This window comes from Rhodococcus sp. 7Tela_A2, assembly GCF_049311045.1.
Taxonomy (GTDB): domain Bacteria; phylum Actinomycetota; class Actinomycetes; order Mycobacteriales; family Mycobacteriaceae; genus Rhodococcus.
In genome coordinates, this window is the sequence record NZ_JAXION010000201.1 from 1 (window position 1) to 3,310 (window position 3,310).

The 3,310-nt window shown below is 71.6% G+C and carries 3 protein-coding genes; 2 read left to right on the top strand and 1 reads right to left on the bottom strand.

The features are described 5' to 3' along the window. A partial coding sequence (locus TVH25_RS21100) for a primosomal protein N' (protein ID WP_422425393.1) occupies positions 1-1,903 on the top strand: 1,903 nt, incomplete at its 5' end. A gap of 11 nt (positions 1,904-1,914) precedes the next feature. Here the strand turns inward: TVH25_RS21100 and TVH25_RS21105 are convergent. After that, entirely contained in the window at positions 1,915-2,202 is a 288-nt protein-coding gene (locus TVH25_RS21105; RefSeq protein WP_169621823.1) for a putative quinol monooxygenase, read from the bottom strand. A gap of 106 nt (positions 2,203-2,308) precedes the next feature. On the opposite strand from TVH25_RS21105, the gene TVH25_RS21110 reads away from it, so the two are divergent. Beyond that, positions 2,309-3,154: a hypothetical protein gene (locus TVH25_RS21110; RefSeq protein ID WP_422425394.1), complete on the top strand. Its 846-nt coding sequence runs from the start codon at positions 2,309-2,311 to the stop codon at positions 3,152-3,154. Positions 3,155-3,310: the final 156 nt, after the last annotated feature.

A 3,310-nucleotide genomic window follows, 5' to 3' on the forward strand; every position in this document is an offset into this window, starting at 1 on the left:
CCCGCGCCCCCCCCCCCCGGCCGTCCGAGTGCGTTTCGCGGGCCGGCTCGTCGACGGGTTTCTGCTCTCCCGCACCGCGACGAGCGAACACCCGGGCAAACTCGGGGCGCTCGACCGCGTCGTGTCGGCCGAACCTGTTCTCACGCCCGAGATCGCTGCGCTCGCCGACGAAGTGGCGACCCGCTATGCCGGCACCCGCGCCGACGTACTCCGGCTCGCCGTACCACCGCGTCACGCCCGGGTGGAAGCGGAAGAACCGCGACCGGTCGATCCGCCGGCGGTCCCGGCGTTCGATCGTGGTCCCTGGGCGCGTTACCGGCACGGTGAGAACTTCCTCGAAGCTCTCTCGTCGGGTCGCGCACCTCGGGCGGCGTGGCAGGCACTTCCCGGGGAAGACTGGCCGACCCGCCTCGCGGAACTCGCGGCGCTCACGGCGGCGGCCGGTCGTGCGGCGGTGCTGGTGGTTCCGGACCAGCGCGACCTCGACCGTGTGCTCGCCGCCTGCGTGCACGTCGCCGGCGCAGAACACGTGGTAGGCCTGACCGCGGGTCTCGGTCCGGCCGAACGGTATCGCCGATGGCTGGCGGCTCTGCGCGGCTCGGCCCGGATCGTGGTGGGCACCCGCGCCGCGGTGTTCGCACCCACACCAGACCTCGGGCTCCTCGTCGTCTGGGACGACGGTGACGACCTGCATTCCGAGCCCCGTTCGCCGTACCCGCACACCCGGGAAGTCGCCGCGCTGCGGGCGCACGCCGTGGGCGCGGCCGTCGTCATTGCCGGGCACGCGCGGACCGCCGAGACGCAGGCGCTCGTCGACTCGGGCTGGGCACACGACCTGCTCGCCCCGCGCGAGGTGCTCCGGGCGTGGGCGCCGAAGATCACCGCGCTCGCCGACAGCGATCAGGCGATCGAGCGTGACCCCGCTGCGCGCGCCGCCAGATTGCCGGCGATCGCGTTCGCGGCGGCGCGGGCAGCACTCGGATCGGGACATCCGGTGCTCGTGCAGGTCCCGCGCCGCGGGTACGTGCCGGCCCTCGCCTGCGGTAAGTGCCGCGCCCCGGCGCGGTGCCGACGGTGCAACGGCCCGTTGGCGCTGCCGGCGGCGGCGGGGCCGGACGGTGCCGCGATACCGGCGTGCAAGTGGTGCGGGGTCGCCGACGCCACCCACCGGTGTCATGCCTGTGGTGCGCGTTCGCTGCGGGCCGTCGTCGTCGGTGCCGGCCGCACCGCCGAAGAACTCGGGCGCGCGTTTCCCGGGGTACCGGTGATCACGTCGGGCGGCGGCGAGGTCAAAGCCACCGCGCCGGGAGGTGCCGCACTGGTGGTGTCGACGGTCGGCGCGGAACCCGTCGCCGACGGGGGATACGGTGCCGCGCTGTTGCTGGACGGGTGGGCGCTGCTCGGGCGTGCCGACCTCCGAGCCGCCGAGGAGGCGATGCGGCGGTGGCTGGCGGCGTCGGCGCTGGTGCGGCCGTTCGCGGACGGTGGGCAGGTGGTGGTGGTCGCCGACTCCGGGATTCCGACCGTGCAGGCACTGGTGCGGTGGGATCCGGTAGGTCACGCCAGGCAGGAGGTCGCCGAACGCACCGAAGTCGGCTTCCCTCCCGCCGTGCACATGGCTGCGCTCGACGGTGGCTCCGCCGCAGTCGCGGAGCTTCTCGAGGCGACCCGTCTGCCCGACGGAGCCGAAGTGCTCGGACCCGTTCCGCTGCCTCCGGGACAGCGACTGCCGTTCGGCTCGGACGGCCCGGAACCCGAGGAGGTGCACCGCATGATCGTGCGGGTCGCCCGGCATCGGGGCCGGGACCTGGGCGCCGCGCTGCGGGAAGCGCAGGCGACCCGGACCGCGCGCCGTGCGGACGGCCCTCTACGTGTTCAAGTGGACCCGCCGCGTATCGGTTGATCCCGCCACGGTCAGGTGAGCGAGCGAACCTCGGCCACAGCGTATTCCGCGACCGATGCGGACACGACGGATGCGGCTGCGTCGCTGTCGGGTCCGGATCCGCGGAAGCGCTCGACGGCGGAGGGGGAGTCCCACCGCTCGAACACCACGACGCGGGACGGATCGATCAGGTCTGCGGTGACAGAGAATTCGAGGCACCCGGGGGCGAGGCGCGCCTGTTCCACGACATCGGCGCATCCCGCGAGGTAGCTCCCGCGTGCGCTCGGGTCGACGACGATGTGTCCAGCGACGATGATCATGTTTCTCCTCGTGGTCGGGCCTCTCACACGGTGTGACCGGCGCAACAGCGAGAACTCATCGGTGTCACCGCACACGAACGGCGCCGGGCAACTACGATCGCTTGCCATGCGCCCTCTTGCTCAGGCCCTCACCGTCGCCGCCCTGACCGCACTCGCTGCTTCCGGCAGCGGGATCGCCGCCGCGGCACCGGCACCCGTTCTCGACGACAACGGGGCGATCGTGGCGCCGAGCAGCACGCAGATCTCGTTTGCGCATTCGCCGACCGGGTTCCGCGCGGGCACCGCCAACGAACACGAATCCCGTGCCGGGGTCTCGATCGTCAAGCTGTATCTGGCCGAGTACGTCTTCCGGTACGGCGACGCCGCCGATCATGCCGACGCCACGGAGATGATCCGCGCGTCGAACGACGCGATCGCCAACCGGCTTCATGCGAAGTACCCCCAGGCGATCTCGACGACGGTAGAAGAGTTCGGGCTCACCGATACCTACGTGCCCGGTTACTGGGGCAACGGAACCACGTCGACTCACGACATGGTCACCTATCTCGAAACGAAGAAGCGCACCGATCCGAATTCGCCGGTACTCGCCGCCATGGCATCGGCATACGGGACGGCCGCCGACGGGTACGCGCAGAACTACGGCACCGCGCTGCTGGCGGGTGTCATCGGAACGAAGTGGGGATGGAGCGACGATCGTTCGTTCAATGCCTCGGCATCGTTCGGGCCGGACTTCTCCGTGGGCGCCTCGACATACGGGTCGGCCGCGCAGCTTTCGGAGCACGTCCTGGGCGCGTTCACCGACGGCGGGCCTGCCGCACCGGAGTCCGGTTACCGCCTTACCGAGTGCGCGGCGGCACGCTGGCTCGCGGACGACCCGGTCCTCGCCGTGCCCGCCCAGCAACTGCTCGACGGGCTTCCTCCCGCTGTGGCAGAGGCCTTCTGCGAAGGCTGAGGCTCTCGTAGATCGCAGCAGGCCCGTAGTTACAGGAACCCCGTAGTTACAGGAGCCCGGTGGTTACCGGCACCCGGTGGTGCCGACAGCCCAATAGTTGCAGCAGCTTTCCGGCCTCTCCCCGCGGCGTATGGGGGGCCGGGGGGGGGGGGGGGT

Bases quoted from the DNA above. Each gene is read 5' to 3' on its own strand.
- TVH25_RS21105 (WP_169621823.1), bottom strand. From the start codon at position 2,202: ATGATCATCGTCGCTGGACACATCGTCGTCGACCCGAGCGCACGCGGG.
- TVH25_RS21110 (WP_422425394.1), top strand. From the start codon at position 2,309: ATGCGCCCTCTTGCTCAGGCCCTCACCGTCGCCGCCCTGACCGCACTC.